This is a genomic window from Amycolatopsis bullii (genome assembly GCF_014654205.1).
In the GTDB taxonomy this organism is placed as follows: Bacteria; Actinomycetota; Actinomycetes; order Mycobacteriales; family Pseudonocardiaceae; genus Amycolatopsis; species Amycolatopsis plumensis.
In genome coordinates, this window is sequence record NZ_BNAW01000055.1 from 36,574 (window position 1) to 62,849 (window position 26,276).

At 73.2% G+C, this 26,276-nt stretch carries 21 protein-coding genes; 15 read left to right on the forward strand and 6 right to left on the reverse strand.

The window, feature by feature from the left end; genetic code table 11:
- Nucleotides 1–9: 9 nt before the first annotated feature.
- The 3 genes from fdh to nrfD all read left to right on the forward strand — a co-directional run bounded on the left by fdh (nt 10) and on the right by nrfD (nt 5,375).
- Nucleotides 10–3,288, forward strand: a complete 3,279-nt coding sequence (gene fdh, locus IE317_RS37930) for a formate dehydrogenase (RefSeq protein WP_229903130.1) — start codon at nt 10–12, stop codon at nt 3,286–3,288.
- Nucleotides 3,285–4,184, forward strand: a complete 900-nt coding sequence (locus IE317_RS37935; protein ID WP_191316195.1) for a 4Fe-4S dicluster domain-containing protein — start codon at nt 3,285–3,287, stop codon at nt 4,182–4,184. The genes fdh and IE317_RS37935 overlap by 4 nt, the downstream gene beginning before the upstream one ends.
- Before the next feature lie 162 nt (nt 4,185–4,346).
- A complete protein-coding gene (gene nrfD / locus IE317_RS37940; RefSeq protein ID WP_191316196.1) occupies nt 4,347–5,375 on the forward strand; it encodes an NrfD/PsrC family molybdoenzyme membrane anchor subunit in 1,029 nt (342 codons plus the stop codon).
- Nucleotides 5,376–5,385: 10 nt separating this feature from the next.
- Here nrfD and IE317_RS37945 read toward each other — a convergent pair whose 3' ends face one another.
- Entirely contained in the window at nt 5,386–5,805 is a 420-nt protein-coding gene (locus IE317_RS37945) for an STAS domain-containing protein (RefSeq protein ID WP_191316197.1), read from the reverse strand.
- Nucleotides 5,806–6,116: 311 nt separating this feature from the next.
- On the opposite strand from IE317_RS37945, the gene IE317_RS37950 reads away from it, so the two are divergent.
- From IE317_RS37950 to IE317_RS37965, 4 genes are all read left to right on the forward strand, one after another.
- Nucleotides 6,117–7,508 carry a serine/threonine-protein kinase gene (locus IE317_RS37950; RefSeq protein WP_191316198.1) on the forward strand — a complete coding sequence of 464 codons (1,392 nt, stop codon included), beginning with the start codon at nt 6,117–6,119 and terminating at the stop codon, nt 7,506–7,508.
- 165 nt (nt 7,509–7,673) lie between these two features.
- Nucleotides 7,674–9,068, forward strand: a complete 1,395-nt coding sequence (locus IE317_RS37955) for a serine/threonine-protein kinase (protein ID WP_191316199.1) — start codon at nt 7,674–7,676, stop codon at nt 9,066–9,068.
- Between the two features lie 151 nt (nt 9,069–9,219).
- On the forward strand, nt 9,220–10,296 hold the full coding sequence (locus IE317_RS37960; protein ID WP_191316200.1) for a LacI family DNA-binding transcriptional regulator: 1,077 nt from the start codon (nt 9,220–9,222) through the stop codon (nt 10,294–10,296).
- Between the two features lie 93 nt (nt 10,297–10,389).
- Nucleotides 10,390–11,280, forward strand: a complete 891-nt coding sequence (locus IE317_RS37965) for a protein kinase domain-containing protein (protein WP_229903131.1) — start codon at nt 10,390–10,392, stop codon at nt 11,278–11,280.
- A 54-nt stretch (nt 11,281–11,334) separates the two neighbouring features.
- Here the strand turns inward: IE317_RS37965 and IE317_RS37970 are convergent, their stop codons facing one another.
- A complete protein-coding gene (locus IE317_RS37970) occupies nt 11,335–12,444 on the reverse strand; it encodes a substrate-binding domain-containing protein (protein ID WP_191316201.1) in 1,110 nt (369 codons plus the stop codon).
- Entirely contained in the window at nt 12,441–14,210 is a 1,770-nt protein-coding gene (locus IE317_RS37975) for a heparinase II/III family protein (protein ID WP_191316202.1), read from the reverse strand. Before IE317_RS37975 ends, IE317_RS37970 begins: the two co-directional genes overlap by 4 nt.
- Nucleotides 14,211–14,316: 106 nt before the next feature.
- Here IE317_RS37975 and IE317_RS37980 point away from each other — a divergent pair, with 106 nt between their 5' ends.
- From IE317_RS37980 to IE317_RS38000, 5 genes are read left to right on the forward strand one after another with little or no spacing between them, the layout of a single operon-like run.
- Complete coding sequence (locus IE317_RS37980) at nt 14,317–15,621, forward strand: ABC transporter substrate-binding protein (RefSeq protein WP_191316203.1); 1,305 nt, start codon at nt 14,317–14,319, stop codon at nt 15,619–15,621.
- Nucleotides 15,621–16,553, forward strand: coding sequence for a carbohydrate ABC transporter permease (locus IE317_RS37985; protein WP_191316204.1), 933 nt, complete (start codon nt 15,621–15,623; stop codon nt 16,551–16,553). Before IE317_RS37980 ends, IE317_RS37985 begins: the two co-directional genes overlap by 1 nt.
- Nucleotides 16,554–16,597: 44 nt before the next feature.
- Nucleotides 16,598–17,407, forward strand: coding sequence for a carbohydrate ABC transporter permease (locus IE317_RS37990; protein ID WP_191316215.1), 810 nt, complete (start codon nt 16,598–16,600; stop codon nt 17,405–17,407).
- Entirely contained in the window at nt 17,404–18,417 is a 1,014-nt protein-coding gene (locus IE317_RS37995) for a hydroxyacid dehydrogenase (protein ID WP_191316205.1), read from the forward strand. Before IE317_RS37990 ends, IE317_RS37995 begins: the two co-directional genes overlap by 4 nt.
- Nucleotides 18,414–20,435, forward strand: a complete 2,022-nt coding sequence (locus IE317_RS38000; RefSeq protein WP_191316206.1) for a DUF2264 domain-containing protein — start codon at nt 18,414–18,416, stop codon at nt 20,433–20,435. The genes IE317_RS37995 and IE317_RS38000 overlap by 4 nt, the downstream gene beginning before the upstream one ends.
- 40 nt (nt 20,436–20,475) lie before the next feature.
- On the opposite strand, the gene IE317_RS38005 is transcribed toward IE317_RS38000, so the two are convergent.
- Nucleotides 20,476–21,636: an NAD(P)/FAD-dependent oxidoreductase gene (locus IE317_RS38005; RefSeq protein WP_191316207.1), complete on the reverse strand. Its 1,161-nt coding sequence runs from the start codon at nt 21,634–21,636 to the stop codon at nt 20,476–20,478.
- Nucleotides 21,637–21,719: 83 nt separating this feature from the next.
- Nucleotides 21,720–22,664 (reverse strand): RNA polymerase sigma-70 factor, encoded by a 945-nt coding sequence (locus tag IE317_RS38010; RefSeq protein ID WP_191316208.1) that lies wholly within the window; start codon nt 22,662–22,664, stop codon nt 21,720–21,722.
- Nucleotides 22,665–22,702: 38 nt separating this feature from the next.
- On the opposite strand from IE317_RS38010, the gene IE317_RS38015 reads away from it, so the two are divergent.
- Nucleotides 22,703–24,358, forward strand: a complete 1,656-nt coding sequence (locus IE317_RS38015) for a glycoside hydrolase family 13 protein (RefSeq protein WP_191316209.1) — start codon at nt 22,703–22,705, stop codon at nt 24,356–24,358.
- A gap of 15 nt (nt 24,359–24,373) precedes the next feature.
- Here the strand turns inward: IE317_RS38015 and IE317_RS38020 are convergent, their stop codons facing one another.
- Nucleotides 24,374–24,664 (reverse strand): helix-turn-helix transcriptional regulator, encoded by a 291-nt coding sequence (locus IE317_RS38020; protein ID WP_191316210.1) that lies wholly within the window; start codon nt 24,662–24,664, stop codon nt 24,374–24,376.
- A gap of 182 nt (nt 24,665–24,846) precedes the next feature.
- Here IE317_RS38020 and IE317_RS38025 point away from each other — a divergent pair, with 182 nt between their 5' ends.
- The gene (locus IE317_RS38025; protein WP_191316211.1) at nt 24,847–25,770 is read left to right on the forward strand and encodes a TerC family protein; all 924 of its coding nucleotides are present in this window, start codon (nt 24,847–24,849) and stop codon (nt 25,768–25,770) included.
- Between the two features lie 2 nt (nt 25,771–25,772).
- Nucleotides 25,773–26,144: a bacteriophage spanin2 family protein gene (locus IE317_RS38030; protein WP_229903132.1), complete on the forward strand. Its 372-nt coding sequence runs from the start codon at nt 25,773–25,775 to the stop codon at nt 26,142–26,144.
- Nucleotides 26,145–26,276: the final 132 nt, after the last annotated feature.

Here is a 26,276-nt window from a genome sequence, read left to right on the forward strand (position 1 = left end):
GGAGGTGCCATGGGACCACGGAAGTGGCTCGAGTCCTGGCCCGTCTACCGCCAGCTCACCGGCACCGACCCCCTCGGCCGGGGCAAGGCCGCCGAGTCCCCGCACTCCGAGGCCCTCGCCCCGCGCACGGCGAGCGCCGACCGGGTGGCCAAGTCGATCTGCCCCTACTGCGCCGTCGGCTGCGGGCAGCAGGTGTTCGTCAAGGACGAAAAGGTCGTCCAGATCGAGGGCGACCCGCACAGCCCCATCTCGCGCGGCCGGCTCTGCCCCAAGGGCTCGGCCAGCAAGCAGCTGGTCACCGGCCCGCAACGCGAACAGAAGGTCCGCTACCGCGCGCCCTACGCCACCGAGTGGACCGAACTCGACCTCGGCACCGCGATGGACATGGTCGCCGACCGCGTGCTCGACGCCCGCCGGAAAGGCTGGCAAGACACCGACGAGCGCGGCAAGCCGCTGCGCCGCACGATGGGGCTGGCCAGCCTCGGCGGCGCCACCCTGGACAACGAAGAGAACTACCTGATCAAGAAGCTCTTCACCGCACTCGGCGCGATCCAGATCGAAAACCAGGCCCGGATTTGACACTCCGCCACGGTTCCCGGTCTGGGGACCTCCTTCGGTCGCGGTGGCGCGACGGACTACCAGCAGGACCTGCAGAACGCCGACTGCGTCGTCATCATGGGCTCGAACATGGCCGAGGCGCACCCGGTCGGGTTCCAGTGGGTGATGGAGGCGAAGGCCCGCGGCGCCGAGGTGTTCCACATCGACCCGCGCTTCACCCGGACGAGCGCGCTCGCCGACGCCCACGTCCCGCTGCGGGCCGGCACGGACATCGCGTTCCTCGGCGGGGTGATCAACCACATCCTCAGCAACGACCTGGACTTCCGCGAGTACGTGGTCGCCTACACCAACGCCTCCTTCCTGGTGCACGAGGACTTCCGCGACACCGAGGACCTCGACGGCTTGTTCAGCGGCTACGACGAGGCCAAGGCCGCCTACGACCCCTCGACCTGGCACTACGAGAACGTGCCGCCGCGGGACACCGCGCACGGCAAGGAGACCTCGGCGTCCGACCAGCACGGCTCGGGCGGCCCGGTGCTCGAGGGCGGCAGCGACGAGATCGCCGCCGATCCGACGCTGCAGCACCCCCGTTGCGTGTTCCAGATCCTCAAGCGCCACTTCGCCCGCTACACCCCCGAGATGGTCGAAGCCACCTGCGGAACGCCGAAGGAGCTCTTCCAGCGGGTCTGTGACGCCTGGACCCGCAACTCCGGCCGGGAACGCACCGCCGCGCTCGTCTACAGCGTCGGCTGGACCCAGCACAGCGTCGGCGCCCAGTACATCCGCGCCGGCTCGATCATCCAGCTGCTGCTCGGCAACATCGGACGGCCCGGCGGCGGGGTGTTCGCGCTGCGCGGGCACGCCAGCATCCAGGGCTCGACCGACATCCCGACGCTGTTCAACCTGCTGCCCGGCTACCTGCCGATGCCGACGCCCGACCAGGTCACGCTGGCCGACTACCTGGACGACGTCCGCGGCGACAAGCAGAAGGGCTTCTGGCGCAACGCCGACGCCTACACCGTGTCGCTGCTCAAGGAGTACTGGGGCGAAAAAGCCACCGCCGAAAACGACTTCTGCTTCGGCTACCTGCCGCGGATCAACGGCGACCACGGCACCTACCGCACGGTCATGGACATGGTCGACGGCAAGGTCTCCGGCTACTTCCTGCTCGGGCAGAACCCGGCCGTCGGGTCGGCGCACGGCCGGCTGCAGCGGCTCGGCATGGCCAACCTCGACTGGCTCGTCGTCCGGGACCTGACGATGATCGAAAGCGCCACCTTCTGGAAGGACGCGCCGGAGATCGAGACCGGCGAGATCGTGCCGGAGCAGTGCCGCACCGAGGTCTTCTTCTTCCCGGCCGCCTCGCACGTCGAGAAGGAAGGGACGTTCACCCAGACCCAGCGCATGCTGCAGTGGCGCGAAAAGGCCGTCGAACCGGCCGCGGACCAGCGCTCGGAGCTGTGGTTCTTCTACCATCTGGGCCGGCTCATCCGGGAGCGGCTGGCCGGCTCGGAAGACGAGCGCGACCGGCCGGTGCTCGACCTCGCCTGGGACTACGAGGTGCACGGCGGTGAACCGTCCGCCGAGGACGTGCTGCGGCGGATCAGCGGTCAGGACCTCACCACCGGCAAGGAGGTCGGCGGCTACCTCGAGCTCAAGGCCGACGGCAGCACCTCCTGCGGCTGCTGGATCTACAGCGGCGTCTACGCCGACGGCGTCAACCAGGCCGCGCGCCGCAAGTCCCGCTTCGAGCAGGACCTGTACGCCCGCGAATGGGGCTGGGTGTGGCCGCTGAACCGGCGGGTGCTCTACAACCGCGCGTCCGCCGACCCGGCCGGGCGCCCGTGGAGCGAGCGCAAGGCCCTGGTGTGGTGGGACGCCGACGCCGGTGAATGGACCGGTCACGACGTCCCGGACTTCGAGAAGACCAAGCCGCCGGACCACGTCCCGCCGCCGGACGCCGTCGGCCCGGCCGCGCTGCGCGGCGACGACCCGTTCATCATGCAGTCGGACGGCAAGGCCTGGCTGTTCGCGCCCACCGGGCTGGCCGACGGCCCGCTCCCGGCGCATTACGAACCGCACGAATCGCCGTTCCGGAACCCCTTCTACACCCAGCAGGGCAATCCGGCGCGGAAGGTCTACGGCCGCCGCGACAACCCGTCGCACCCGTCGCCGCCCGAGTCCGGCGGCGAGGTGTTCCCGTTCGTGTTCACCGCCGCGCGGCTGACCGAGCACCACACCGCGGGCGGGATGAGCCGGACGCTGCCGTACCTGTCGGAGCTGCAGCCGGACCTGTTCGTCGAGGTCTCCCCCGAGCTCGCGAAGCTGCGCGGGCTCGCGCACCTGGGCTGGGCGCACGTCGTCACGGCGCGGGCGGCCGTGGAGGCACGGGTGTTCGTGACCGACCGGATGGCGCCGCTGCGGGTGCAGGACCGGGTCGTGCACCAGGTGTGGATGCCCTACCACTGGGGCAGCTCCGGGCTCGTGTCGCGCGACGTCGTGAACGACCTGTTCGGCGTGGTGCTGGACCCGAACGTCTTCATCCAGGAGAGCAAGGTCGCCACCTGCGACGTCCGGCCCGGACGGCGGCCGCGCGGCGCCGAGCTGCTCGCCCTGCTCGCGGAGTACCGCGCGCGGGCGGGCATCACGCCGGAAACGGGTACCCGGGTCGCCACCGTGCACGACACCGAGCACGTCGAGCCGGGCCACGAGACGGAGGACGGACGATGACGACCGAGAACCGGCTCTCCGGGCCGCTGCCGGACGTCGCCGGCGAGGCCGGGCACACCGGGCACCCGCCGCGCGTCGGGTTCTTCACCGACACGTCGGTGTGCATCGGCTGCAAGGCCTGCGAAGTCGCCTGCAAGGAGTGGAACGACGTCCCCGAAGACGGGCTCGACCTGCTCGGGATGTCGTTCGACAACACCGGATCCCTCGACGCGGACTCGTGGCGGCACGTGGCCTTCGTCGAGCAGCCACGGCCGGCGCGGGAGCCCGAAGACCTGGGCATGCCCTCGTTCGACCTGCCGGGCGCGAAGACCGGGACCGAGGGCCGGACGGACTTCCGGTGGCTGATGGCGTCGGACGTGTGCAAGCACTGCACCCACGCCGGCTGCCTCGACGTCTGCCCGACGGGCGCGCTGTTCCGCACCGAGTTCGGCACGGTCGTGGTGCAGCAGGACATCTGCAACGGCTGCGGGTACTGCGTTTCGGGCTGCCCGTACGGCGTCATCGGCCGCCGCCCGGGCGACGGCCGGGCGCAGAAGTGCACGCTCTGCTACGACCGGCTCCACGACGGCCTCGAACCGGCGTGCGCCAAGGCCTGCCCGACCGACTCCATCCAGTTCGGCGAACTCGACGAGCTGCGGGAGCGGGCCGAGCGCCGGGTTTCGGACCTGCACTCGCAGGGCGTGGCGGAAGCCCGCCTGTACGGGCACGACCCGGAGGACGGCGTCGGCGGCGCCGGCGCGTTCTTCCTGCTGCTGGACGAGCCCGAGGTCTACGGGCTGCCGCCGGATCCGGTGGTGCCGACCCGTGAGCTGCCCGCGATGTGGAAGTACGCCGGGATGGCGGCCTCGGCCCTGCTCGCCGCGGCGGTCGCGTCGTTCGGACGGCGGCGCCGATGACCCCGCGCGAACCTCGCAGTACACCGGCACCCGCGAAAGAGCCGCCGCCCGCCGCCGCGCCCGCCGCGTCCGAAAAGAGGCGCCGGTGACCTCGCGCGCGCCCCAAGCCGCCACCACCCGGCAGCCCGCACTGCCCACCACCGCGATCGGAGCACCCCGCCGATGAGCGAAGATCCCCTCCTCCGCGAACCACGCAGCGATGCCGGCGCCGCCGACACCCGGGCGCGCTGGCCGGGCCGGCGCCGCAAGCGGGGCGGGTCCGGGGAAGAGCTGATGGTGCCCCGCGCCGAGTTCCGGTCGTACTACGGGCGGCCGGTGCTCAAGCCGCCCGTGTGGGAGTGGAAAGTGCCGGCGTACCTGTTCACCGGCGGGCTCGCCGCAGGCACCTCGCTGCTGGCCGCCGGGGCCGATCTGACCGGGCGGCCGTCGCTGCGCCGGGTGGGGCGCACGGGTTCGCTCGCAGCGCTGGTGGCCAGCGTCTACCTGCTGGTCGCCGACCTCGGGCGGCCGGAACGCTTCCACCACATGCTGCGCGTCGCGAAACCGACGTCGCCGATGAGCGTGGGCACCTGGATCCTGACCGCGTTCGGCCCCGGGATGGGGGTGGCCGCGGCGGCCGAGGTGCTGCCCGCCGGGCTGCGCCGCCGCCTGCCGGGAAAGATCGTCAGCGCCGCCGCCCGGCCCGCCGGGCTCTCGTCGGCGGTCGTCGCCCCGGCCGTCGCGTCCTACACGGCCGTGCTGCTCTCCCAGACGGCGGTCCCGGCCTGGCACGAGGCCCACGCCGAGCTGCCGTTCGTGTTCACCGGCTCGGCAGCGGCGAGTTCCGGCGGCTTCGCGATGGCGCTGGTCCCGGTCGCGGAGGCGGGCCCGGCGCGAGCGCTCGCGGCCTTCGGCGCGGCGACGGAGCTGGTGGCGTCGAAGGTGCTGGAGCGGCGGCTCGGCCTCACGGCGGAGGCGTACAAGACGGGCAAGGCGCACCGGCTGCGCACGTGGTCGGAACGCCTGACGGCGGCGGGCCTGCTCGGCGCGCTCGCCGGGCACCGCAGCCGCGCGGTCTCGGTGGCGGCCGGGGCGGCGCTGTTCGCCGGGAGCGCGCTGCAGCGGTTCGGGGTGTTCGAAGCGGGTGTCGAGTCCACAAAGGACCCCAAGTACGTCGTCGTGCCCCAGCGGGAGCGCGCGAACCGGTCTTGACGGCGGCGGGTCAGCCCCGCCCGGTCCCCCGCAGCCGGGGCAGCACGGCCAGCCAGTCCAGCGCCGCGCCGACACTCCGGTGGATCGGCAGCGCCCGCTCCAGGCCCAGCACCCGGACCGGCCGCAGCACCGCCCGGCCGGCCGCCGCGATCGCGAACGGCACGCCGCTCACGTGCGCCTCCGAGGCCGCCACCAGCAGCTCCGTGATCCCGCCCGCGCCGCAGAAGGACACCTGCGACAGGTCGAGGACCAACGCGCGCGGGGCGAGGTCGAGCTCGTCACCGAGCCGCGTGCGGAGCCGGTCGAGCACCGGCAGGTCGATCTCGCCGCGGATCGCGACGATCGTCGCCTCCGCGGTGGCGGTCACCGTGCACGTCATCGCGGACGGGACGTCGACGCGGAACTGCGGAGCGGCGATCTGGTCGAGCACACAGGCCTCCTCGAAACGAGGGACGGCCGGAAGGCGACCCCCGCCTCCCGGCCCACCCACGGGAACGGACACGCAGGGGGGAGCTGGTGGGCGGCTGCCGGTTGAACCGCGATGTCCACCGTACGCCGCCGCGGCCGGGACTTCCGCACCGAGGCCGAATTCGTCGAATGCGGACTCCGCCGCGGCGAATTGCCGGAATGGGCCGGCGTGATCCGGATAACGGTCGGAGACCCAGTCGGTCCCGAACCCCCACCGAACGCCCGTCTTCTGCTAAAAAGTGCATCGTTTCGTCGACCGGCGCAGGGGTGTGGGTGGCTCTCGAGGAACAGCTCGTCAACGGGCGGTACCGGCTGCTGGGGCACGTCGGCCGCGGCGCGATGAGCCTGGTGTGGCGGGCCAAGGACGAGCGGCTGGACCGCGTCGTGGCCGTCAAGCAGTTCCTGCACGAGCCGGGCACCGGCGGAGACGTCTGCGAGCGGGCGATCCGGGAGGCGCGGCTGGCTTCGCGGCTGCGGCACCCGCACGCCGTCGCGGTCTACGACGTGTTCGAGGACGCCGGCTCTATGTACCTCGTGATGGAGTACGTGCCCGCGCGGTCGCTGACCGAGCTGCTCGTCGAACGCGGGCCGCTGCCGCGGTGCGACGTGCTGCGCCTCGGGCGGCAGATCGGCGCGGCGCTGGCCGCCGCGCACGGCGACTGGATCCTGCACCGGGACGTCACGCCCAACAACGTGCTCGTCGCCGACGACGGCACCGCCCTGATCACCGACTTCGGCGTGTCGCGCGCGCTCGGCGAGCACCCGGCCGCCGACGACGGTGTCGTCGTGGGCACGCTCCCCTACCTGGCTCCGGAAGTCGCGCGGGGCGGTGAAGCGGGCCTGCCCTCCGACGTCTATTCGCTCGGCGCCACGCTCTACACCGCCTTGGAGGGCGCGCCGCCGTTCGGCACCAGCGACGACCCGATCACGCTGCTGCGGCGGATCACCGAAAACCAGCTCACCCCGCCGGGCCACGGCGGCCCGCTGACCCCCGTGCTGATGCGGATGCTCGAACGCGATCCCGCCGCGCGCCCGTCGATGCAGGAGGCGGTGGACCTGCTGGCCACCGTGGGCAAGCCCGCCACGGCCGGGGCACCCCGCCGGTCCCGGCTCCGCCGGCTCGCCGTGATCGGGGCCGCCGCGTGCCTGACGTCGGTGAGCGTGGCGGCCGGTCTCGCCCTCGCCGACCGGCCGGCGGCCACCACCGCGGTCCCCGTCGAGCACCCGCCCACGACGATCACCGCTTCCCACACGGTCAGCAGCACCACCACGGCACCCGCGCCCGCGTCGGCTCGCGTGTCCGACGGATCGGCGCGGCGCTCCACGCCGCCCGCACCACCCGAACCGCTCGGGGCCACCGCCGGGTGCACCGCGCGCTACGAGATCACGAACGCCTGGCCGGGTGGTTCCCAGGTGCAGGTGACCGTCCACAACAACCGGCCGAGGCGGCTCACCGGCTGGACGGTGACCTGGGTGCAGCCCGGCGGGGCCGGCATCCGGGACCTCTGGAACGGCACCCTGAGCCAGGTCGGCTCGGCGGTGACCGTCACCGACGCGGGCTGGAACGCCCTCGTCGAGCCGGACGGTTCGGCTTCGTTCGGGCTCAACCAGGACGTCACGTCCGGCCATCCGGCCGTTCCAGTCCTCGACTGCCGGACGAACTGACACCGTTACCGTTCCGTCACAACCGGATCGCCATTTCTTCCGTAGCGGCCGATGCCGTTTCCGGCATCCGGAACGAATACGTCGAACGCTTTTTTCTGCACCCACCCAGGTGAGTGAATTGGGCCGACGGGGCGAACTGCGCGCCGGAACCGGCCGTGTCCCCTGATGACGGAAACGACAGAGGGGAGCGTGCCCGTGCGCGAAGGGGCAGTGATCGCCGGCCGGTACCGCGTGCTCGGCCGGGCGGGTCACGGCGCGATGGGAACCGTGTGGCGGGCGAAGGACGAGCGGCTCGACCGCCTGGTCGCGATCAAGCAGCTGTTCCCCGACTCCCCCGCGGACCCGGCGGCCGCCGAGCGCACGCGCGAGCGGACGATCCGGGAGGCCCGGGTCACCGCCCGGCTGCGCCACCCGCACGCGGTCGTCGTGTACGACGTCGTCGAACAGGGCACCGCGGCCTACATCACGATGGAGTACCTGCCGTCCCGCACGCTGACCGACCTGCTGGAGGAGCAGGGTCCGCTGGTGCCGGAGTACGTGGCCGAACTGGGCGCGCAGCTCGCCTCCGCGCTGGCCGCGGCGCACGCGGAAGGCGTGGTGCACCGCGACATCAGCCCCAACAACGTGCTGGTCACCACCGACGGCACCGCGAAGATCACCGACTTCGGCGTGGCCCACGCGCGCGGCGAGGGCACCGCCACCGGCCGCGGGCTGGTCGTCGGCACGCCGGCCTACCTCGCCCCGGAAGTCGCGGACGGCGAAGAACCCGGGTTCCCGTCCGACGTCTACTCGCTCGGCGCGACGCTCTACACCGCGCTCGAAGGACGGCCACCGTTCGGCACCGACGAGAACCAGCTGGCCCTGCTCAAGCGCGTCGGCGCCGGCGCCATCACCCCGCCCGCCACCAGCGGCCCGGTCACCGACACCGTCCTCCGGCTGCTCCACCGGGATCCGGCCGCCCGTCCCGCGATGGCCGGGGCGGCGCGGCTGCTGACCCGCGCCACCGCACCCGGTGTGGTCCCGGTGGCCGTCCCGGCGGAGGACGCTCCCGCCCCGGTCCGCCGTCGGCGCCGCTCCCGGCTGGCCTTCGCGGGGACGGCGCTGGCGCTGACGGCGGCCGCCGTCGTGGCGGCGACGGCGATCCCGCCGGGCCGGGAGCCGGCGAGTGCCGCGGCCCAGCTCGCTTCGGCGCCGTCCGCGACGCCCTCGACCGCCGTCCCGGGGCCGCTCACGTCCCGGACCAGCGGCCCGCCCGCCTGCGCCGCGCGCTACCAGGTGGTCGAATCGTGGAACGGCGGTTTCAAGGGGCTGGTGACCGTCCGCAACAGCGGGCGCGCCGCGGTCACCGGGTGGACGGTCAGCTGGACCACCCCGGCCGGGACGAGCATCGACGACCTCTGGAACGGCAGGCTGGTGCGGACCGGCGCCACCGCGGCGATCGCGAACGCCGAGTGGAATGCGGTGCTGAAGCCGGGCGAATCGACCACCTTCGGCTTCATCGCCCTGGCCCGCGGCGGCAGCCGCGGGATGCCGGTGACCGACTGCCTGCCCAGGGAATAATCGGCGCCCCGAACATTTTCGATCATCCGACGAAGGTGGCTTGACCAGCGGCGTTGACCGGCATTATGGTCAGCATCCGCTCCTTCCTGTTAGCGCTAACTTCCGGCCGGACAACGGATCGGACAATGGTTCTCGAGAAAGTCCTCACAAGATGACGAATTTCCGCGACGTGGCGGACGAGCCGGCCGGTGGCAGCCGCGCCGCGGTGACGATCACCGACGTGGCGAACGCGGCCGGTGTCTCGGCGAGCACGGTGTCCTACGTGATCACCGGGAAGCGGACGATCTCCCCGGCCACCCGGCGCCGGGTCGAGGAAACCATCCGCGCCCTCGGCTACCGGCGCCGCGGCGGCTCGCCGTCGCCCCGCGCCGGTGTCCTCGCGGTGGCGGTGCCGCCGCTGGGCGACCGGCAGCTGGGCATGGAGATGGAGTTCTTCTCCGCGGCCGCGGGCGCGGCCCGCGAACTCGGCTTCGACCTGCTGCTGGTCACCGACGACGAAGGCACCGCGGGGCTGCACCGGGTCACGTCGGCCGCGCTGGCCGACGCGGTGATCGTGCTGGACGCCGGGAACGACGACCCGCGCGTGCCCGTGCTGCTGGCCTCCGGCCGCCCCGCGGTGCTGGTCGGCGCGCCGGGAGAGCACCGCGGACTGGCGTCGGTGACGCTCGACTTCGCGCCGGCCGGCCGGGCCTGCCTCATCCACCTCGCCGATCTCGGCCACCGGTCGGTCGCCCACCTCACGCCGCCGGACACGCCGCCCGGGCCGCGGTTGCGGTACCTGGCGGGTTTCGGGGAAAGCTTCGGCGCGGCCGCCGGGGAGCGCGGCGTGAAAGCGATTTCCCGGCCCTGCGCGCCGACCGCCCAGTACGTCGCCCGCAGGCTGGACGAGTTGCTCGCCGACGGCGGCCCGACCGCGCTGGTCGTCCACGACGAAGCGGCTCTCCCGCTGGTCATGGGCACCCTGCGGCAACGCGGGCGGCAGGTCCCCGGCGACGTCTCCGTCGTCGCGGTCTGCTCGGACACCGTGGCGGGACAGCAGCGGATCCGGCCCACCGCGGTGGTGGTCCCGGCCGCCGAACTGGGGGTCCTGTCCGTCCGGCGGGCGGTGGGCCAGCTCGACGGCGAACCGGCCGCCGATCCCGGCACCGTGTCCCCCGCCTTCGTCGCCGGGGAAAGCACCGCGGCCGCCCCCGCCGTCCACGAAGGGGCGACGTCGCCCGGAAGGTGAGAATTCCCGGACAATCGGCGCGGAAACCGAACCCGGATCGCGTGGCGGCCGTATTTCCGTTCGAGGGGCCGTCGACGTCGACAGGGGATTCGGGTGGCAGCGAAAAAAGGGGCACTGGCCGGGCGGTACCGGCTGCTCGAACCCACGGGCCACCGTCCCGGCGGCACGGCGTGGCGGGCCAAGGACGAATTGCTGGACCGGTTCGTCGTCGTCGAACAGCTGCCGCCGGGCTGCCCGTTCGACGCGGCCCATTCCGACCGGGTCCGGGCCAAGGCGATCCGCGACGCCCGGGTGGCCGTCCGGCTGCACCACCCCCACGTCCTCGTCGTGCACGACGTCTTCGAGCACGACCTGACGCCGTACGCGGTGACGGAGGACCTGCCGGCCGGCACCCTGGCCGAACTGGTCGACCGGCGCGGGAGCCTTCCCCCGGACCGCGTCGCGGCACTCGGCGCCCAGCTGGCGTCGGCGCTGGCCGCCGCGCACGCCGAGGCCATCCTCCACCGCGGCTTCGGCCCGGACAAGGTGCTGGTCACCGCGGACGGAACGGCCAAGATCACCGGCTTCGGGCCGGGCACCGGCGGGTTCCCCGCCCCGGAGGTGGCCGCCGGGGCGAGCCCGGGCCGTCCCTCGGACGTCTATTCCCTGGGCGCCACCCTGTATTTCGCCCTCGAAGGGCGGGTACCGGGCACCGCCGTCCCGCCGCGGACCCGCGGACCGGTCCTCGACGCGCTGTTGGACCTGCTGCGCCCTGACCCGGCGGCCCGGCCGTCGATGGGCGAGGCCGAGCGGGTCCTCACCGGCCTCGCGGTTTCCCGTCCCCTCGCGGCGATTCCGGTCCGGGCCGCGCGGTCCCGCACCCGCGTCCTGGTGACGGGCACGGTCCTCGTGGTCGCGCTCGGCACGGCGGTGACGACCCACGCGGCCCTGCGCCGCCTCACGGCTTCCCGAGGCCTCCGGGAATTCTCCGCGCGCATCCGCTGAATCAATTCCCGAACCCGATATCTGCTGCCGGAACACGCCAGTGATTCGACGATTTCACGGAAGCCGGGATTCCGAACTGCTCCCGCAGGATTCGCGGACCACCAGCGTCGGCCAGAGCTGCAGGCGGTGCACGGGCCGCTCGGTCGTGTCGGCGAGCCGGGCCAGCGCGAGCTCGGCGGCCACCGCGCCGAGCCGGTGCTTCTGCGGGCACACCGCGGTCAGCGGCGGGTCGGACGCCGCCGCGACCTCGTCGTCGTAGGAGACCACCGCCAGCTCGCCGGGCACCGCGACACCGCCGTCGCGGGCCCGTTCGATCAGGCCGATGGCCTCGCGGTCGGCGTGCACCAGCAGCGCGCGGACGCCGGCCCGGCGGCAGCGCTCCAGCAGTGCGTCGTACTCCTCCGCCCACCCGGGAGAGCCGTAGGCCGGCACGTCGAGGTCCAGTGCCGCACCTTCGTCCAGGCCCAGTGAGCCGATGGTCTCGCGCCAGCCGGTGCGCAGCGCCCGGCTCGTCGGGCTGGATCGGGACGTGACCAGCCCGACCGAACGGTGGCCGAGGGAAACCAGGTGCCGGACGGCCAGTCCCGCGCCGAGCGCGTGCGCCGTGGTGGCGGCGTCCAGGGCCAGGGTCGGCAGCTCCGGCGGCGGCAGGCGTTCGACGAGCACCACCGGGACGCTCAGCGAACCCAGCCAGCGCAGCAGGTCCAGCGCACCGCGCCCGCGGGTGGCCGGGGCGACCAGCAGCGTCTGCACGCCGCGTTCGAGGAGCTTGGTGATCTGACGGCGGTCCTCGGCCGCGTCGTAGCTGGACGCGCGCAGGACGAGCCTGCCGCCGGTGGCGGCCACGGTGGACTGCGCCCCTTGGACCACCGTCGGCCAGTAGTACTCGACCGACGGCGCGACCATGCCGACCAGCGCGCCGTGCGCGGCCGGGCCGAACGCCGAGGCGGCGCGCCCGGGCTCGGGGTGACCGCCGCGGGGCCGGGTCAGCGTGACGCCGCCGTGCACGCGCGTCAGCAGCCCTCGGTCGGCGAGCTCGGTGACGTCCCGCCGCACGGTGACCGCGGTGACGCCCAGCCGGTCCACCAGCTCGGTGAGCCGGATCGCGCCGTGTTCGCGCACCAGCGAAAGGATCAGCTGGTGGCGTTCGGAAGCGAGCATCATCGGACCTGCTCCAGCCGGACCCGCGCCGGGCCCTCGCGCACCAGCAGCGTGAGCCGGCCGAGGTGCGGCCCCCACGAGGCCCGCAGCAGCGGGTCGTCCAGCGGCCGCCGCTCGAACTCCGCGGTGGTCGCCCGGGAATCCCAGCTCAGCCGCAGCCCCCGCCGGCCGCCCCGGGACACGAACGCTTCGCCCTCCCCCAGTTCGACGTCGCCGGCGAGGACGTGCCGCAACCGCACGGGCCGGACGCTGTCGTCGTCCGCCACGAGGACGTGCGCGGGCGTGTCCCGGACCAGCCGCACCGAACGGATCCAGCGCGGCATCCCCGGGTAGGCCCCGGCGAGGTCCGCGGACAGCACGGCTTCGGACGCGGAGAGCTCGACCCGGACGTCCCGCGCCCCGAAGGCTTCCCCGGGTTGCTGCGTGACGCCCGGCTCGGGAACGTTGTGCCATTCGCTGCGCAACGGCCAGGCCCCGTACCGGTCCGGCCCGAAGCTGGCCGCGGTGTAGGTCGGCTGGCCGGCGTCGACCACCACCGGCACGCCGTCGACCGCCACCCAGTAGGACCCGACGTCGAGGTGGTTGTGCCGCTCGCCGTTGTGCCCGGCCTTGACCGCCACGGTCAGCCCGCGCGGCGAGCCCGCCGTCTCCCGGGCCACGAGCACCTGCACCCGCGGCAGCCATTCCTCGCGCGCCAGCCAGTGGCCCGCCGGTTCCTCCGCCCACGCCGTGCGCCAGGCCGGGTCGGCCAGTGCGGCCAGGGCCCGGCCGAGCCCCGCCTGCGGCCACACCGGCCGCCCGCTCGCGCGCGCCCGGCTCAGCGCGTGCGCCCGGACCTCGTCGTCGCCGAGCCGCGCGCCCCACCGGTGCAGCACGTGCCACGGCTGGGCCGGCGGCAGGCGGGCCGGGGCGTCCCCGGCGTTGACGTAGGCGTCGCCGCCCAGGTGCATCCGGTGCGGGAAGCGGATCAGCTCGGCCACCACGGGGAGATCCTCCGCGCCGCCGAGCAGGTCGAGGCACTCCAGCAGGCGGCAGGCGCCGTGCCACCAGTAGGCGACGCCCTCGTCGATGCCGCCGTCGTCGGGCAGGACCGCGATGTAGTGCCCGAGCCCTTCGGCCACCAGCCGCACCAGCCGCCGTCGGCGCTCGCCGTCGGGCACGAGCAGGAGCGCGGCGGTGAGGACGGCGCTGTGGATCCACGGGTTCCAGTTGTGCGCGTCGCCGTCCAGGCCGAGCCAGTGCCAGTCGCGGACGCGCTCGAACGGCGTCAGGACGCGGACGTCGACCTCGCGCCGCAAACGTCTGCGCAGCCCGGGAGCGCGGAGGTCGAGGTGCGGGCCCAGGGCGTGGTCGGCCCAGGCGAACAGGGACGCGACCTCGGCCGCGCCCAGGTCGAGGAAGGGGTCGCCGGGGTCGGCCAGCACTTCGCCGCGCGCGGCCGCGTGCCGGTCGTGGGGCGCCCAGCACCAGGTGGTCGTCTCGGCGAGGGCGACCAGGCCGTCGACGGCGCCGTCCAGGAACGGCACCGGCCCCGGCGGGACCTCGCCGGTGAGCACCGCGGCCAGCACGAGCAGCGTCACGCGTTCGCGCAGCTCGCGCGCCGCGTCTTCGTAGTCGGTCCGGACGCCGTCGCGGAACGTCCTGGCCCACGCCGTCGCGGTCAGGATCGGGGCCGGACGCGCGAGCAGGTCCTCGGCTTCGGCGAGGATCGGCTCGCCGTCCACGGCGGCCCAGACCGTCCGGTCGCGCACGTCGGGGAGCAGCCTCATTGCCGCCCTTTCGATTCTGATCGGTTGTGATCGGTTCTGACCTGAATTGTTGACTCGCACTATGGCACACGCCGACAGTGACAGCCATCACTTCGACGGAGGAGCAATGAAGCTTCAGGGGTTCACCCGCAGGACGTTCCTGTCCGCCTCGGCCGGGCTCGCGGCCGGCGGGCTGCTCGGCGGCTGCGCGTCGACGACCACCGCGTCCGGCGCCACCCGGGTGACCATCTGGTCGTGGCTCACCGGCATGGACAAGTACGTCGCCGCGTTCAACGCCGCCCACCCGGACATCGCGGTGGAGCTCAACGTGATCGCGTCCGGCCTGAAGGGCGGTTACGCCCAGCAGACCAACGCCCTGCGCGCCCACAACGCCCCGGACATCCTGCACGCGGAGTACCAGGGCCTGCCGCAGCTGCTCACCACGGGCGGCCTGCGGGACCTCACCGGCGACCTCGCGGACCTCGAGCACGGCTACTCCCCCGCCGCCTGGCAGGGCGTGCGGCCCGGCGGCCGCACCTGGGCGGTCCCGATGGACCTCGCCCCGATGGTCCTCTACTACCGCAAGGACCTGTTCGACCGGCACGGCATCGCGGTGCCGCGCACGTGGGACGAGTTCCGCGCCGCCGCGCAGGCGGTGAAGCAGACCGACCCGGCCGCGCGGGTGACGACGTTCCCGCTCAACGACGGCTCCTTCTTCGCCGGGATGTGTTGGCAGGCAGGCGATCCCTGGTGGCGCGTCGACGGCGGCTCGTGGCGGGTGGACATCAGCGGCGAAGGCACCCTGCGCACCGCGGACTACTGGCAGGGCATGATCCGCGACGGCCTGGTCGCCACCGCCCCGACCGGAGACCAGGACTGGATCGGGGCGATGCACACCGGACGGCTGTGGGGCCTGCTCGGCGCGTCCTGGAGCGTCGGCTCCCTGGTGAAGTCCATCCCCAAGGACAAGGACCGGTGGGCGGTCACCACGATGCCGACGTGGGACGGCACGCCCGCCAACGGCGTGCAGGGCGGCAGCGCGTTCGCCGTCTCCGCCGAAAGCGAGGTGCCCGAGGCCGCCGTGAAGTTCCTGCGCTGGCTGAGCACCGACCCTGCGGTCGCGAAGATCGGCACCACGTTCACCACCCCCTTCCCGGGCTACCTGCCGAGCCGGGACGTCGCCCGGAAGGCCTACAAGGGCGGGTACTTCCTCGGCGACCCGGTGTACGACGTGCTCGACGAGGCCGCCCGCCGCGTGCCGGACTGGACGTGGGGCCCCAACGCCCTGCGGATCTTCTCGACCGTCGTCGACCGCATGAGCGGGGTGAAGACGGGCGGGACGACCCTGGCCGCCGCCGTCCGCCAGACGCAGGGGGACGCCGTCGCCGCGCTGCGGGAGCGGGGATTGACCGTGCTGGAAGGAAAAGCCTGATGACCGTCCTCACCCCCGAACGCGCCGCGAGCGTGCCGGCGCCGGCCCGCTCCGGTGCCCCGGCGCCGAGCCGGCGCGGCCGCGGGCGCGCCGGCCTCGTGCTGGCCGCCCCGTTCGCGATCCTGCTGACCGCCACCGTGCTCGTGCCCATCGGGTACGCGCTCTACCTCAGCCTGTTCACCGATCGCCTGTCCGGCCTGGGTTTCTCCGGTCCGGCGCAGGCGTTCGTGGCGCTGGGCAACTACGTCGACGTGCTCACCGACAGCGCCTTCCACACCGGCCTCGGCAACGTGGCGCTGTTCGTCCTGGTGCACATCCCGATCATGCTCGGCCTGGCCCTGGTGCTGGCGCTGCTGATCGACTCCGCCGTCGTGCGGCTCAAGCGCCTGTGGTCCCTGTCGGTGTTCCTGCCCTACGCGGTGCCGACGGTGATCACCGGGCTCATCTGGGCCTACCTCTACAGCCCCAATTCGGGGCTGACCGCGTTCCTGCCGTTCGACCCGCTGGGCAAGACCGGCATCCTGCCGTCGATCGTGAACATCGCGACCTGGCAGTGGGTCGGCTACAACATGATCATCTTCTACACCGCGCTGCAGGCCGTCCCGCGTGACGTGCTGGAAGCGGCCCGCGCCGACGGCGCCGGGGGCTTCCGGACGGCGTGGTCGGTGAAGGTCCCGATGATCCGGCCGACCATGTTCGTCGCTCTGGTGTTCACGATCATCGGGTCGCTGCAGCTGTTCACCGAACCCCTGGTGCTGCGCGGGTTCACCGGCTCGGTGACGAGCACCTGGTCCCCGAGCCTCTACGTGTACGAAGCCGCGTTCATCGCCAACGACTACGGCCGCGCCGCCGCCGCGTCGGTGCTGCTGGCCCTCGTGTCCGCCCTGCTCTCGGCGCTCGTCATGCGCCTGTCCAACCGGAGGTCCCGGTGACTGCCCTGTCCTCTGCCGGTTCACGGTGGACGTCCCGCACGGTCGTGCACGTCTTGCTGGTGCTCGCCGCGCTGTACGCGGTCCTCCCGCTGGTCTGGCTGGTCACTTCGGCCACCAAGTCCGTCGGCGACTTCTCCACCACCGGCGCGTTCGAGTTCGGGCAGTTCAACCTCGGCACCAACCTCAGCGCGCTGTTCAGCCAGGACGGCGGGGTCTTCCTCGCCTGGATCCGCAACTCGCTGCTCTACGCCGGCCTCGGCGCGGTGCTCGGCTCGCTGATCTGCGCCGCCTGCGGGTACGCGATCGCGAAGCTCGACTTCCCTGGCCGCCGCGCGCTGTTCGCCGTGACGCTGGCCGGGGTCCTCGTGCCGACCACCGCGCTGGCCCTGCCGCTGTATCTGCTGGCGTCGCAGCTGGAGGTGGTCGGCACGTTCTGGGCGGTGTTCATCCCGTTGCTCACCAACCCCTTCGGCGTCTACCTGGCCCGCGTCTACGCCGAGGCCGCGGTGCCCGGCGAGGTGCTCGAAGCCGCCCGGACCGACGGGGCAGGCGAGCTGCGGACGTTCTTCACCATCGCGCTGCCGATGATGCGGCCCGGCCTGGTGACCGTCTTCCTGTTCCAGTTCGTCGGGATCTGGAACAACTTCTTCCTGCCGTTGGTGATGCTGACCGATCCGAAGCTGTTCCCGATGAGCCTCGGCCTGTACCAGTGGAGCACGCGCGTGACCCAGTTCCCGCAGTACAACCCGCTCGTCATCACCGGCTCCCTGCTGGCCGTGCTGCCGCTGGTCGTCGCGTTCGTCCTGCTGCACCGGCAATGGCGGTCCGGGCTGGCGGCGGGCAGCGTCAAGTGACGCGCCGCCCGGAGACCCTGCTGGTGATGGCGCGGGAGACGATGGAGCTGCAGTTCGGACCCGCCGAACTGGCCCGGTTGCGCGCCACGGCCCGGCTGGGCGAGCCGCTGTGCGCCGACGAGCTGGCCTCGGGCTCGGTGCGCGCACGGCTGGCGGAGGTGGAGGTGCTGATCACGTCGTGGGGCTGTCCCCCGCTCGACGACGCGGTCCTGCGGGCCGCGCCGCACCTGCGGGCCGTGCTGCACGCGGCCGGCAGCGTCCGCGACCACGTCGGCGCGGCGGTGTTCGACCGCGGCCTGCTGGTCACCACGGCCGCCGACGCCAACGCCGAGCCGGTCGCCCAGTACACCCTGGGCGCGATCCTGTGGGCGTTCAAGAAGGTGCCGTTCCTGGCCGCCGACGCCCGGCTGTCCCGGGAGGACTGGAGCTACCGCGAGCAGCGGGGCGAGCTGTCCGGCCGCGACCGGACGGTGGTGCTGGTCGGTTTCTCCCGCGTCGGACGGCGGGTCGCCGCGCTGCTGCGGCTGCTCGACCTGGCCCGGGTGCTCGTCGTCGACCCGGTGGCCGACCCGGGCGAGATCCGGGCGGCCGGCGCCGAACCCGCTTCGCTGGCCGAAGCCCTGCCCCAAGCGGACGTGCTGAGCCTGCACGCGCCGTCGCTGCCGGAAACACGGCACATGATCGGCGCGGCCGAGCTGGCGGCCCTGCCGCCCGGCGCGGTGCTGATCAACACCGCGCGGGGCGCGCTCGTCGACACCGCGGCGCTCGAACTGGCCTGCGCCGCCGACGGCCTGCACGCCGTCCTCGACGTCACCGAACCGGAGCCGTTGCCGGCCGGCTCCCCGCTCTACGACCTGCCCAACGTGGTGCTGACGCCGCACATCGCGGGGTCGCTGGGTTCGGAGACCCGCCGGATGAGCGCCGAGGCGCTCGGCGAACTCGAACGATACGCCGCCGGTCTCCCGCCCCGGGCCCCGGTGACCCGGCATTCCCTGGCCGTGCAGGCATGAGCGCCGTCGAGGACCGGCAGCTGTCGCCCTACACCGGCTGGACCCGCGGGCACTGGGCGGCATACGCGGACCGGCTGCTCGCCGCGGCCGGGAAGTACCGGTCCCCGGCGGGCGCCCGGATCGACCTGCCCGGCCCGGCCAGCCGCAACGGCCGCGTCTCGGACGGCTTGGAAGGCTTCGCCCGGACGTTCCTGATCGCGGGCTTCCGCGTCGCCGGGGAGGGCGGCGCGGATCCGGGCGGGGTGCTGGAGCACTACGCGCGCGGGCTGGCCGCCGGCACCGATCGGGCCTCGCCCGAGGCGTGGCCGCGGCCCGACGAGCTGGGTCAGTCCAAAGTGGAGGCCGCGTCGATCGCGCTGGTGCTCCAGCTGACCCGGCCGTGGCTGTGGGACCGCTTGGACGGCGCCGTCCGCGAGCGGGTCGTCGCCTGGCTCGCGACGGTGATCGGGCAGCCCTACCCGCCGATCAACTGGGTGTGGTTCCGGATCGTCGTGGAATCGTTCCTGCGCGAGGCGGGCGGCCCGTGGTCGGCGGCCGACGTCGAGGAGGACCTCGCCGTGCACGCGTCGCTGCGGCGGCCGGGCGGCTGGCTCAGCGACGGCGACGAGCGCGCCTACGACCACTACACCGGCTGGGCCCTGCACCTGTACCCGTTGCTGTGGACGCATTTCTTCGACGTCACCGGCACCCTGTGCCCCGGCTCGCTCCGGCACCGGTGGGGCGCGGACCTGCGGGCCTACCTCGACGACGCCGTGCGGCTGGTGGGCAGCGACGGCTCGCCGCTGCTGCAGGGCCGCAGCCTGGTCTACCGCTTCGCGGCCGCGGGACCGTTCTGGGTCGGCGCGCTCACCGGGACCTCGCACCTCTCCCCCGGCCTGACGCGCCGGGTGGCGGGCGGGATGGTCCGGCACTTCGGCGCGTCCGACGACCTGCTCACCCTGGGCTGGCACCGCCCGTGGCCCGCCATGCGCCAGGCGTACTCCGGACCGGGGTCACCGTACTGGGCGGCGAAAGGCCTGCTGGGTCTCGCGCTGCCCACCGGCCATCCCGTGTGGACGGACGTCGAGGAACCGCTGCCGATCGAGACCGGGGACGTCGCCCGCGTCGTCGCCGCGCCCGGCTGGCTGGTTTCGGGACGGCATCGCGACGGCATCGCGCTGGTGGTCAACCACGGCACGGACCACGCGCGCCCCGGCGACCCGCGGTCCGACTCGCCGCTCTACGCCCGGCTCGGGTACTCGACGGCCACGGTGCCCCCGCTCGGTTCCTTGCCGGACAACGCGGTGTACCTGCTCGACGCGGACGGGCGGGCGAGCCACCGGGCGGGTTTTTCGACGTGCTACGCGATCGAGCTGCCGGGCGGGGTGCTGGCGGCCGCGTCCCAGGGCCGGGTTCGCTGGGTGGACACGTCCGCCGACGACTCCCCCGACCACGGCTCCGGCCGCAGCGGCCCGGTGGTGGTGGGGCCGGTGCTGACCGTGGTGTCCGTGGTGCGGAACGGAGTCGAGGTGCGGCTCGCCCGTCTCGACGATCCGGTCCGCACGCCCCCGAATGCCGTGAATGACTCATTCCTGGCGTGGGACGCCAGGAATGAGTCATTCACGGCGTTGCGGCTGAGCGGGTGGCCGGTCGCGGGTGAGACCGGGCCGGTGACCCGGACCTGCGCCGAGCCGACGGGGAACCCGGGCTCGGCGGTGTCGGCCACGGCCGAGATCCCCGAGCTTCGTTCGGCACTGCGCAGCTTGCGTGGCTTCACCACCGCGGACGTGGTGGTCGAGTCCGGTGTCTCTCCCCTGGGCGAGTGGACCGCGATCCCGTACGTCGAGGGTCCGCCGGAGCCGGGAGCCGTGTACGCCGCCGTGGTGGTCTTGGACCGCGGTGGCCCGGACGAGGCCGATCCGTCGCTGGCGATCGCCGCGGACGGCCGCCACGCCACCCTCACCTGGCCGGACGGCCTCTCCGCGGAAGTCTCCTTGCCCGCGGCCCTTCCTGAGGAACCTCCCGCCGGTGCCTCGTGAGTGGTAAGGCGGGTGGGAACCCGCCTTACCACTCACGAGGTCAGGCGGCCGTCGCGACCGGTTCCCCGGCGGGGACGGTGTGCCGGCGGCGCGACGGCATGAGCATCGTCGGGTGCGCGACGCTCCAGGCCGCCGACCGGCAGATCAGCTCCTTGATCCGGGCGGCCGTCTTCCCGGTCATCGCGGAGGGCTTGACCTTGTCGTCCGGGGTCACCTGCTGGATGACGGCGTCGTGGCGGCCGAGGCTCACGCACTGGACCGAGTAGCCGATCTTGTTCTCGGGCACCGGGCGTCCGGTCAGGCGGGCGGCGATGACGTCGGCCGCCAGCTGCGCCGACGGAATCCCCGAAGCGCAGGACATCCGCAGCAGCGTGCCCTGCCCGCCCCGGGCGTACGCGGCGTCGCCGACGGCGTAGACGTCCGGGTGCGAGACCGACCGCATCGTTTCGTCGACGACGATCTGCCCCGTCTCGGCGACCGCCAAGGTGGTGGCCGCGGCGAGCGGGTGGACGGCGAACCCCGCCGTCCAGACGGTCACCTGCGCCGGGATCGTGCGGCCGTCGGCGGTGCTCGCGGCGGCCGGCTCGACGCCCGTGACGGCCGTGTTCTCGTGCACGGTGATGCCGAGCCGGTCGAACGCCGTCCGCAGGTGGTCGCGGCCCTTCTCGCTCAGCCAGTCGCCGAGGCCCCCGCGGGCGGCGAGAGCGACCTCGAGGTCGGGCCGGGCTTCCGCGATCTCCGTCGCGGCTTCGATGCCGGTGAGGCCGCCCCCGACGACGAGCACGGTTCCGCCCGCGCCGAGGTCGGCCAGCCGCTCGCGCAACCGCAGCGCGGACGCCTTCCCCGCGACGCTGTGGGCGTGCTCCGGCACGGCGGCGGCCGTGCTGCCGAGGGCGTAGACGAGCGTGTCGTAGGCGATCCGGTCGCCGTCGGCGAGGGCGACGATCCTGCGCTCGGCGTCGACGGCGGTGACCTGCCCGATCCGCACCCGGACGCCGGTGCCCTCGAAGACGTCGGTCAGCAGGCGGGGCTTCAGGTCCTGGCCGGTCGCCAGCTGGTGCATGCGGACGCGCTCGACGAACTCGGGGTCGGCGTTGACGAGGGTGATCTCGGTGTCGGCGCGGTGCAGCCGCTTGGCGAGGCGCCCGGCGGCGTTGGCTCCGGCGTACCCGGCCCCGAGAACGACGATGCGGTGCTTCATGGTTGGCCTCCTGTCCGGTTCGGTCTGTGCCCCCTGAACCGGACAGCGGCGCGAAACCTGACAGGAGTGCGCTGTGAGCTGGGTCACCAGGTGCCGGCGAGCGGTTCCCCGTGCTCGGAGGCGGCCCACCGGCTCGTCGCGCGGGCCAGCTTGGCCGGGTTCGCCTGGGCGTGCACGCCCGCGATCCCGTCGGCGGTCACGTCGAGGGCGAAGACGCCGGCGACCCGCTCGCCGACCACCATGACCAGCGCCGGAACGCCGTTGGCGACCGTGGCGTAGAGGTCGGGGCGGCCGCCGATCATCTCCCACTTGGCCTCGCTCGGCGTGAACAGCGTCCGCAGGAACCGCGCCACCCGCAGGGCACCGGTGATCGGCCGCGGCACCGAGAAGACCGCGCCGCCACCGTCGCCGATGCTGACGACGTCCTCGGCCAGCAGCTTCACCAGCGAGTCGGTCCGGCCGCTGAGCGCCGCGGCGAGGAACTCCTCGACGATCCTGCGTGCCGCCGCCGCGTCGACCTCGACCCGGCGCCGGTCGGCGGCCAGGTGCTGCTTGGCCCGCCGGTGGATCTGCTGGCAGTTCGCCTCGGTGAGGTCGAGCACCTCGGCGATCTCGCCGTGCGAGTAGCCGAACGCCTCGCGCAGCACGTAGACGACCCGTTCCCGGGCGGTCAGCCGTTCCATCAGCGTGAGCATCGCGATCGAGACCGACTCCCGCTGCTCGGCCGTGTCGGACGGGCCGAGCATCCGGTCCCCGGCGAAGACCGGTTCCGGAAGCCACTGGCCGACATAGGTCTCCCGCCGGGCCCGCGCCGAGGTGAGCCGGTTGAGGCAGAGGTTGGTGAGCACCTTCGTCAGCCACGCCTCGGGCGTCTCGATGTGCTCGTGGTCGGCGGACTGCCAGCGCAGGAAGGTGTCCTGCACCGCGTCCTCGGCATCACTGGCCGAGCCGAGCAGGCGGTAGGCGATGGCCTCCAGCCTCGCCCTGGCGCTCTCGAAGACCTCGACCTCGTGCACAGCGACCGGCATGCCCCCAGTCAACCACCCGCGCGTGCGAAGATCCGGGAGTGTCTTCCACTTCACCCCGCCCGCGCTCGTTCTGGGACGACGCGGTGGTCTACCAGCTCTACGTCCGCTCCTTCGCCGACAGCGACGGCGACGGCATCGGCGACCTCGGCGGGGTGATCGAGCGGCTCGGCCACATCGCCGGGCTCGGCGCCGACGCGATCTGGCTCAACCCCTGCTACCCGTCACCGCAGGCCGACCACGGCTACGACATCGCCGACTACCACGGCGTCAACCCCGACTACGGCACCCTCGAGACGTTCGACCGCCTGGTCGCCGAGGCGCACGCCCGCGGCCTGCGGATCCTCATGGACCTGGTGCCCAACCACTGCTCGGAGCGGCACCCGTGGTTCGCCGCGGCCCTGGCCGCCGCCCCCGGCTCGCCCGAGCGCGCGCGGTTCGTCTTCCGCGACGGCCGGGGCGACGAGCCGCCCAACAACTGGCAGTCGGTCTTCGGCGGACCGGCGTGGACCCGCGTCACCGAACCCGACGGCACGCCCGGGCAGTGGTACCTGCACCTGTTCACCCGCGAGCAGCCGGACTTCGACTGGCGCAACCCGGAAGTCCTGGCCTACTTCGACGACGTCCTGCGGTTCTGGTTCGACCGCGGCGTGGACGGCTTCCGCATCGACGTCTGCCACGGGCTGATCAAGGACGCGGCCCTGCGCGACTGGGACCCGGCCGACGGCAGCTACAACGCCTACAGCTGGAACCGGCCGGAGGTGCACGACATCTTCCGCCGCTGGCACGCGCTGGCCGCCGGCTACGGCCCGGACCGCGACCTGCTGCTGGTCGGCGAGGTCTGGGTCCCGGACCCGGCCGACCTGGACGGCTACCTCCGCCCGGACGAGCTGCACCAGGCGTTCTCGTTCGACCTGCTGGTGCAGCCGTGGCGGGCGGGCGCCCTGCGCGGGGCGATCGAGCGGGCCACCGCCCGCACCCGGGTCCACGGCGCCCCGGCGGCGTGGACGCTGGCCAACCACGACGTCCACCGGGCGGTCACGCGCTACGGCCTGGTCCGCCCCGAACCGGCCCCGGCGAGCAACGACGCCTTCGCGGCGCTGATGCGTCCCCGCGGCGAAGTCGACGCGGAACTCGGCGACCGGCGGGCCCGCGCGGCGCTGCTCCTGGTGCTGGCGTTGCCGGGCTCGGTGTTCCTGTACCAGGGCGAGGAACTCGGCCTGCCGGAGGTGCAGGACCTCCCGGACGAGGCCCGCCAGGACCCCGTGTTCCACCGGACCGGCGGCCTCGAGAAAGGCCGCGACGGCTGCCGCGTCCCGCTGCCGTGGACTGCGGACGGCCCGGCCTTCGGGTTCGGCACGGGCGTGCCGTGGCTGCCGCAGCCGGACTGGTTCGCCCGGTACGCGGTCGACGTCCAGGAGAAGGACGGCACGTCGACGATGCAGCTGTACCGGCGCGCGATCCGGGCGCGGCGCGAGCTGGGGCTCGGCGCGCCGGGCCCGGTGGAGTGGCTGGAGACCGGCGCGGACGCGGTCCTCGCGTTCCGGCGCGGGGCACTGGTGTGCGTGGTCAACACCGGGACCTCGGTGTTCACCCCGCCGGCGGAGTGGGGCGAGGACGTGCTCGGCAGCACCGGACCCGCCCGTGGCGCCGTACCCGGCGACGCCGCGGCCTGGCTGGTGTCCGCGGCGACCTGAGCTCCGGGCCGGGTTTCACGCCGGAGTCGCGGGTTCCACCCCGAGCGCGGCGACCAGGTCGGCCACCCGGTGGTGCGCCTCCAGTGGGTGCCGGAGCCGGCCTTCCGGGTGGATCTTGTAGTGGTTGCGCCGCCCGACCCGCTCGCGCTCCAGGTAGCCCTCGGCGATCAGGTCGGCGAGGATGAGCTGCACGCCGCGCTCGGTGATCCCGACCCGCTCGGCGATGTCGTGCAGCGTCCGGTCCGGATCCGCGGCCACGCAGAGCAGAACGTGCGCGTGGTTGCTGAGGAACGTCCACGAAGCCATACCGGCCACAGTAGACGTCCGAACTTGACAGACGAAGTGCAGTTCGTCATTCTGGAGGCACGGAGGGGAGTACCCGCCCGGTCCGGCATCGTCAGTCCGGCTGCCCGTGCAGCCCGGTGCCGGCGTCACCTTCGGGTGGCCGGGGAGACCTCTGGTTCGCCACCGAACCAGAGGAGTCTGTCGTGACCGTCCCGATCTGGGCCTGGGCCGCCGTGCTCGGCGTGATCCTGCTCATGCTCGCCGTCGACCTGCTCGCCCACCGGCGGGCGCACGTGGTCGGCGTCCGGGAAGCCCTCGCGTGGTCCGCGGTGTGGGTGGCGCTCGGGCTCGCCTTCGGCGCCGTGATCTGGTGGGTCTGGGGCGCCGAGTTCGCGGGCCAGTACTTCGCCGGCTACGTCATCGAGAAGTCCCTCGCGGTCGACAACGTCTTCGTCTTCGCGATCATCTTCGGCTACTTCGCGGTCCCCCGCGAGTACCAGCACCGCGTCCTGTTCTACGGCGTGCTCGGCGCGCTGGTGTTCCGGGCGGTGTTCATCGCCGCGGGTTCGGTCCTGATCGCGAGCTTCGCGTGGATCCTCTACGTGTTCGGCGCTTTCCTGGTCCTCACCGGGATCCGGATGGCACTGCACCGGGACGAGACCGTCGACTACGAGAACAACGCGGTGCTGCGGGTGTTTCGCCGGCTCGTCCCGGCCACCGACCGGTTCCACGGCAAGAAGTTCCTCGTGCGCGAAGCCGGCCGCCGGGTGGCCACGCCGCTGCTCACCGTCCTCGTGCTGATCGAGGTCTCCGACGTCGTGTTCGCGGTCGACTCCATCCCGGCGATCTTCGCGGTCACGCAGGAGCCGTTCCTCGTGTTCACGTCGAACGCGTTCGCGATCCTGGGCCTGCGGGCGATGTACTTCCTGTTGGCCGACCTGATGCACCGGTTCGTCTACCTCAAGCTCGGCCTGGCCGCGGTGCTGGTCTGGGTCGGCGTGAAGATGCTGCTGCTGGACGTCTGGAAGATCCCGACGGCCCTTTCGCTGGGTGTGGTCGGCGCGATCCTCGCGACCGCGGTCACCGCCAGCTTGCTCCGCACCTCGGCTGTCTCCCGGAAGGAATGACCATGCGCCTGACAACGACGATCGTCGCCGGAGGCCTCGTGCTGGCCCTCACCGGCTGCGGGGTGGCCGAGACGGCGGGGCAGGTGAGCAACGCCGCCTCGACGGCGGCGGTCTGCGCGGACGCGGTCCGGATCGCCACGGCGAACCCGGACCTGACCAACCCCCAGGCGGCCGCCGACAAGGCCCACGCGGCCGCGAACGAGCTGACCGGCCTGGCCTCGAAAGCCGCGAACACCACGGCGGCCGAAGCGATCAACGGCCTGGCGGCGACCCTGCGCGAGACGACGGTCGACGACCTGGTGAAGACACCGGCGGACTGGGTGAAGAAGAAGGCCGACCAGGTGACGGCCCTGACCCAGGCCTGCGCCGGCTGACCACTCCCCCGTCCGCTCCGCACCCTCGTGAGTGAGAAACAGGGTTAGAACACTGTGTGCTGTCTCAGGACCTCACGGACAGGTGTGTTTCAGGACTTCGCGGACAGTGTGTGGTTGGTGAGGGGTTGGTAG

Excerpts from the sequence above, each read along its gene's own strand:
- IE317_RS37975 (WP_191316202.1), bottom strand. The coding sequence starts at position 14,210 with ATGAGGCTGCTCCCCGACGTGCGCGACCGGACGGTCTGGGCCGCCGTG.
- IE317_RS38005 (WP_191316207.1), bottom strand. The coding sequence starts at position 21,636 with ATGAAGCACCGCATCGTCGTTCTCGGGGCCGGGTACGCCGGAGCCAAC.
- IE317_RS37985 (WP_191316204.1), top strand. The coding sequence starts at position 15,621 with ATGACCGTCCTCACCCCCGAACGCGCCGCGAGCGTGCCGGCGCCGGCC.
- IE317_RS38030 (WP_229903132.1), top strand. The coding sequence starts at position 25,773 with ATGCGCCTGACAACGACGATCGTCGCCGGAGGCCTCGTGCTGGCCCTC.
- IE317_RS37970 (WP_191316201.1), bottom strand. The coding sequence starts at position 12,444 with ATGATGCTCGCTTCCGAACGCCACCAGCTGATCCTTTCGCTGGTGCGC.
- nrfD (WP_191316196.1), top strand. The coding sequence starts at position 4,347 with ATGAGCGAAGATCCCCTCCTCCGCGAACCACGCAGCGATGCCGGCGCC.
- IE317_RS37935 (WP_191316195.1), top strand. The coding sequence starts at position 3,285 with ATGACGACCGAGAACCGGCTCTCCGGGCCGCTGCCGGACGTCGCCGGC.
- IE317_RS38020 (WP_191316210.1), bottom strand. The coding sequence starts at position 24,664 with ATGGCTTCGTGGACGTTCCTCAGCAACCACGCGCACGTTCTGCTCTGC.
- IE317_RS37980 (WP_191316203.1), top strand. The coding sequence starts at position 14,317 with ATGAAGCTTCAGGGGTTCACCCGCAGGACGTTCCTGTCCGCCTCGGCC.
- IE317_RS37960 (WP_191316200.1), top strand. The coding sequence starts at position 9,220 with ATGACGAATTTCCGCGACGTGGCGGACGAGCCGGCCGGTGGCAGCCGC.
- IE317_RS38000 (WP_191316206.1), top strand. The coding sequence starts at position 18,414 with ATGAGCGCCGTCGAGGACCGGCAGCTGTCGCCCTACACCGGCTGGACC.
- IE317_RS38010 (WP_191316208.1), bottom strand. The coding sequence starts at position 22,664 with ATGCCGGTCGCTGTGCACGAGGTCGAGGTCTTCGAGAGCGCCAGGGCG.
- IE317_RS37955 (WP_191316199.1), top strand. The coding sequence starts at position 7,674 with ATGACGGAAACGACAGAGGGGAGCGTGCCCGTGCGCGAAGGGGCAGTG.